This window comes from Prevotella sp. 885, from assembly GCF_002265625.1.
In the GTDB taxonomy this organism is placed as follows: Bacteria; Bacteroidota; Bacteroidia; order Bacteroidales; family Bacteroidaceae; genus Prevotella.
Window position 1 is genome coordinate 1 of record NZ_NOVE01000083.1, and the last position, 6,160, is coordinate 6,160.

2 protein-coding genes are annotated in these 6,160 nt (G+C 34.2%); both read left to right on the plus strand.

What is annotated here, in order from left to right; translation table 11 throughout:
* Positions 1–55: 55 nt before the first annotated feature.
* Positions 56–3,487, plus strand: coding sequence for a sacsin N-terminal ATP-binding-like domain-containing protein (locus CHL74_RS14530; protein ID WP_094881901.1), 3,432 nt, complete (start codon positions 56–58; stop codon positions 3,485–3,487).
* On the plus strand, positions 3,487–6,160 hold a 2,674-nt coding region (locus CHL74_RS14535), incomplete at its 3' end, for an SNF2-related protein (protein WP_094881902.1). The genes CHL74_RS14530 and CHL74_RS14535, both read left to right, overlap by 1 nt.

Sequence of the window (6,160 nt, forward strand, 5' to 3'; positions counted from 1 at the left end):
TAGAATCTTAAATAGAAAAAGAGAATGATCCTTAAAAACAATAATAGTGTGGAATATGAATGAGAATACACATACCTTAAATTCTGAACAAGAAAGGCTTTTTGAGATTCTTGTAAAAGATAAACAAGATGATTGGAAAACTTATTCGAAACGTACAAACATAAAAGTGTGGAAGGGTATTGTTGAAAAATATCCTGAAACAGCTCATTTTATATATGAATTGATACAAAATGCAGATGATACAGCTGCTACAGACGTTAAAATTCTATTATTTAGAGATAAATTGGTCTTCAAACACAATGGTAAACGCCAATTCTCTATAACAGATGCCAGAGAACAAACTGGAGAGATAGGAGATATCAATTCTATCACATCTGTAGGTTGTTCTACAAAAGAAGATGAAGAACAAACTATAGGTAAATTCGGCGTAGGTTTTAAATCAGTGTTCCAATATACAGATACCCCATCTATATATGACGATACTTTTTGGTTTAAGATAGAAAACTATATTATTCCAACATTATTAGAAAACGACCATGAACTCCGCAATGCAGGCGAAACTCTTTTTGAACTACCTTTTAAGGACCCCGAGAAAGCGTATCCAGAGATTCTACAAAGACTGCAGAATCTTAATATGCCTGTACTGTTTCTGCCTCATATTCAAAAAATCACCTGGTGTATTGATGGAGAAGAAATGAGACATGAGTACTCAAAAGAAGTAATACAAACGGGTGAACGTCATGGCATAAAATATGAATTTTGCCGTATTCATGAATACGACAAGAACCTGTTAATGTATCTGTTCCATCGTGACTGCAATACAATAAAAGGAAAGTACAATATAAGTGTTGGATTTTATGTAAACCCTGACGGATCATTGGATATTGATGCAAAGGGACAAATATATTGTTTCTTCCCGACAAGCGAGCATTTTGATAGTTGTTTTGTAAGCCATGCTCCATTTTTACTTGTTGACAATAGAGATAGTATTAAACGCTATGAGAATATAAATCAAAAGTTCTTGAATTGCATTGCCGAATTAGCGTCTGATGCCTTGTTGTGTCTTAAAGAAATTGGTGAATGCAGGAATTCAAGACTATTAGAATCGGAAGATAACGAAATATCGACTACGAACAAAAACATTCTTATAAACGACAACATATTCCATATTCTAAATATTAAATCAACAGAATACAGTGACACATATTTGAAACAGTGTTATTTCAGAAAAGTAAGAGATAATAAACTGCTTCTTAATAGGTCAAAGCGTTATGCTTCTATAAATGATGTGTTTTCTGCAACCATTGATTTGGAAAATTTAATTTCCTCTTCACAGATTGCACAATTATGCCAAAACAACGATAGGGATTTTCTTTACTTAAAACAATATAGATCTGATTTTAAGGAAGTCGAAGCAGAATTAAAAATTAAGCCGTTTGATAATGAATACCTAGCAAAGCATATTTCAAATTCCTTCATGGCAAACCAACCATTGGAATGGGCTCACAGACTTCTTACATATATAGAGGACAAAGCACGCGTTTTATGGAGGTCTGATGAACCAAGAACTATTAGCGACACATGGAGTGCTTTCTCCGTAGATTCTTGGAACAAGCTCAAATTTAGATTTGCTTCTATAGCAAAAACACAAGATGGAGAATGGATAAGTCCGTATTATTTGTATAAAAAGAATGCAAATGTCTGTCTTCCATATTCAGGTTTTAAAGATGTAGAAACTGACGCTTTCGGTAAAGTGTTAGATAAGGAAATCTTTGAGAAACATGAAAGCCTTTTCCGGGGTATGGGAATAAAGGAGCCAGACATGGCTGACTATTTAGAAAAGACTCTGCTTGTTCGCTATAAGAAAAATGACATTCCAACAGAAGAAATCTTATTAAAAGATTTTGAGTATATATACAAGTTGGTCTATGCCAATGCAAACCAGAGAATCAAAGATATAATAAAGAAAGAATGGAAACTAAAACAGTTAGACGAATCTCGTTTTACGTTGTGTAATGTATCAGAAATGTACATACCAACAACTGATTTTCTGAATTACGCAAAAGGCGATACTTCTTTTAAATTTGTTGATTGTGACTTTTATACAAAAGGCACTGATTTGTCATGCTCTGAAGTTAAACATTTTCTTGAGCTTTTTTTAAACGTTAGTAGCAAACCTCAAATTCGTGAGATAACGATAATAGCAGAGAAACTATATAGAAGGATTAAGTATGATTATTCCTATGAGAATTTCCCCAAATATATTGTTGATTTCCTTGATGAGCAATACTTGGCTGTTACTAAATTTCCTGGTTTTAAAGATTACCAATTGGATGGTTATAATATAAATAAATGTTCAAAAGATTGGTCTCACGCTTTGTGGAGATTTGTCTGTGAAAACGGAATCGATACAAAGAAAAATGGAGAATTAGAATATTGTTTATATCGTGAATGGTCATACCATGTTAGAGATTTTGAGAGCTCTTATTATCATAATTTGAAAAATGACAAGTGGATAGTTAGAGCTGATGGTTCATTCTGCAATTCTAACGAAATAACCATTGATGAGTTTCATCAGTTAGGTTATGAAAAAAAAGATACCGTTGAACAGCATTTGACCTTTTTGAATGAGATTCAAGCGGAGAAAATAAAAAAGGATAAAGAAGAACAAGAAGAACAAGACAAAATAAGTAGAGAGAAACTATATAAGAAATTAGAAGAGCAAAAGTGCCCTGTCGAGACCTTGGCATCAATCGTATCCGCATTAGAAAATGGAGTAGATATAAAAGAAGCTTTAAATAAGTCGCATTCTTCGTATGGTGAAGACAACCATATAGGATTTGACTCTAATTCAAAGTTATGTTCCTATTCTGATGGAATAACTTCCAGAATACCGAACATTATTACTTCTAATTTGGAATCTCTTGTACAAATCGTAGATAAGGTTGGCGCAGACAATCTTCCTGTTGTGGCAGACCACGTTGATGATATCGTTAACTGGATAATAGATGAAGACAAGGCACCATCTATGGTTCGACGCATTGTGAATTATATCGGCAAGAAGATATATGAACAATATCTTTTAAACGAAGGCATAAAATATGAGTCAGTAAGCAATAGCTTATTAGGTTGTGATTATAACATAAACAATGGTGAGAAATACGTAAGCGTTGTCTCTACCATAAAAAGCATTGCAGACAACAAGATACCCATTGGCATATCCGCACTGCAAAATGCATTCCTTCGCAATCATCCCAATGCGCAAATACGGATTGTAAGAATATCTTTCAGTGATATTTCTATACTTCCTCAATATAACCATATTGTAAGCCTTTATGGCAAAGAAGAGGAACCTGATTTCAATGACAGATTACGCAAAGAATGTGAAGAACTTGCCATAAACTATTGGAAAGGAGCAGCAATAAATGAATTCGATGCTGTATCCCCGGAATATTCTGTTAAAATAGAACGTAAGAATAAAAAGTAATGATATCTATAGCTCAACAAATATATTACAAGTGGGACATTTGCCACAAAAAATCGACATCAGATGAAGGTCGGTTTACTGGCGTTTTATCTGAATCAAAGGTCGATTTAAATCCTCATCAGGTGGAAGCTGCTCTATTTGCATTTAAGTCACCATTAAGCAAAGGAGCAATACTTGCCGATGAAGTTGGACTTGGAAAAACCATTGAAGCAGGTATCTTATTGTCAGAATTATGGGCAGAACATAAAAGACACATATTGATTATAGTTCCAGCTTCATTGAGAAATCAATGGAGCATGGAGTTATTAGAGAAGTTTTTTCTCCCGTCTTTAATATTAGAGCAAGGTTCTTACAAAACCATTGCAGCCAAAACAGAAAACCCTTTTCAAACAGATGAAAGTATAATAATCTGTTCTTATCAGTTTGCCGTTACCCATGCGGACGAGTTATCAAAAGTCATGTGGAATCTTGTTGTGATAGACGAGGCTCACAAACTTCGTAACGTATATAAAAAAGGAAATGTGACCGCAAATGTATTGAAGGAGACATTGCGCCCATACAAGAAGATATTGCTTACAGCCACTCCTTTACAAAACAATTTAAGGGAGCTATATGGACTTATCAGTATAATTGATGATGAATTCTTCTCTTCTGTCCAAACGTTTGAGGAACAGTATAATACAATATCAATCCGTGACAACTCTAAATATGGAGAATTGAAGGCAAGGATTGCCCATATAGCGCATCGTACATTGAGAAACCAAGTGCAGGAGTATGTGAAATACACCAAACGTATTCCTTTTGTTCAAGAGTATCATCCTTCAAAGAAAGAAATTGATTTATATGAAGCTGTTAGCGACTATTTATTTCGTGAGGGCACTTATGGTATACCGGATAGAATACGTCCTTTACTATCACTCCTTTACAGAAAAATCATGTCGTCATCTGCTTATGCACTGTCTTTCACGCTTCAAAGTACAATTGAAAGACTTAAACGAATTAAGGATGAAGGACGACAAATACTTAGTATGTCATCTGTATTAAATGATTTGGAAACCATTGATAATGACGATAATTCAGATTCATATGAAACAGTAGAAATTTCTGAACAAGACAAAGCTGCCATTGATAACGAAATTGAAGAGCTTCGACATTATGTTTCAATGGCCGAAGGAATTGGTTGTGAGACAAAGGCTCAAGCATTATTGAAAGCCCTTACAGCATCATTTGACAAGGTTGAACGCCTTGGAGGTCTGCGAAGAGCTTTAATATTTACAGAGAGTCGTAAAACTCAAGAATATCTAAAAAACTTTTTTGAAGCGAACGGTTTCAGAGACAAGGTTGTATGTTTTAATGGAACAAATAGTAATGATGAAGCCAACAATATATATCAGAAATGGTTATTGACCCATGCAGGAACCTCTTATGTAACCGGTAATTTGCAGATAGACAAGAAGCAGGCTCTTGTAGATTTCTTTAAGGATTCTGCAGAGATAATGATTGCTACAGAAGCAGGTGCTGAAGGTATAAATCTTCAATTCTGTTCTTTAGTGGTTAATTACGACATGCCTTGGAATCCCCAACGAATAGAACAAAGAATTGGACGTTGCCATCGCTATGGTCAAAAGCACGATGTAGTAGTTGTGAATTTCGTAAATAAGGCTAATGCTGCAGATTGCCGTGTATATGAGTTACTGTCAACTAAATTTAATTTATTTGAAGGCGTATTGGGTAGCAGTGATGAAGTATTGGGGTCTATAGACTCTACATTTGATTTGGAAAGCAGATTGAGTTCTATATTACGAGTATGCAGAACAGAAAGTGAAATAAACAAGGCTTTCGATTCGTTGCAGAAGGAGTTGGAAGATGTTATTTCAGAGCGTATCAAGGATACAAAGAAAACTCTATTGGAAAACTTTGATGAAGACGTTGTTAATTTATTAAAGGTTAGACAAGATGATGACGAAAAGAGAATCGATAGTTATATTCGCCATTTTTGGAAGTTAGCTCTTGTCGCTTTAAATGGGTTCATTTCTGATACAAATGAGAATACATCGTCATTTAAATTAGATGCAGACATTTCAAATGAGATAAAGGCAGGAGTGTACTCTGTAAACAAGAAAGAGACAGATAAAATACAAATAAGGGCAACAAGTTCTATTGGAAGCTATATACTTAGACAAATACCCTACTTGAATGTTGTCGAAGATGTAACTTTCGATTTAACATCATACCCTTATAGATCTATTTTATTAGAAGAATATAAAGACAAAGCCGGTTGGCTTATTGCTTATGAAGTTTCTTCCACTAATGAGTATGACGACGAAGAGAATATCATTTTCTGTGCTATCACCGATGATAAATATGTACTGCCAGCTGAGTTTGGATTTAAATTATTAGAATTAGAAGCAAAAGAAAGTGTTACTTGTAAGTTGCCTGACCATATTAAAGAAGATACAGAATATATATTTGATAAAAACATTGAAAAATATAAAGATCAAGTCAATGCCAGAATGGAGGAATATGCTTCATATGAGATTGAAAAATACGAATCATGGTCAGATGACAAACTTGTTCCTTTGCAAAAGGAAATAATAGATATTAGAAAAGAAAGAGATGCAATTCACAAACAAATAAGAAAAGAAAAGGATATCAAGACCAAACTATTACTTA

What these genes read in the sequence shown, in the direction of transcription:
- CHL74_RS14530 (WP_094881901.1), top strand. Translation starts at nt 56, where the DNA reads ATGAATGAGAATACACATACCTTAAATTCTGAACAAGAAAGGCTTTTT.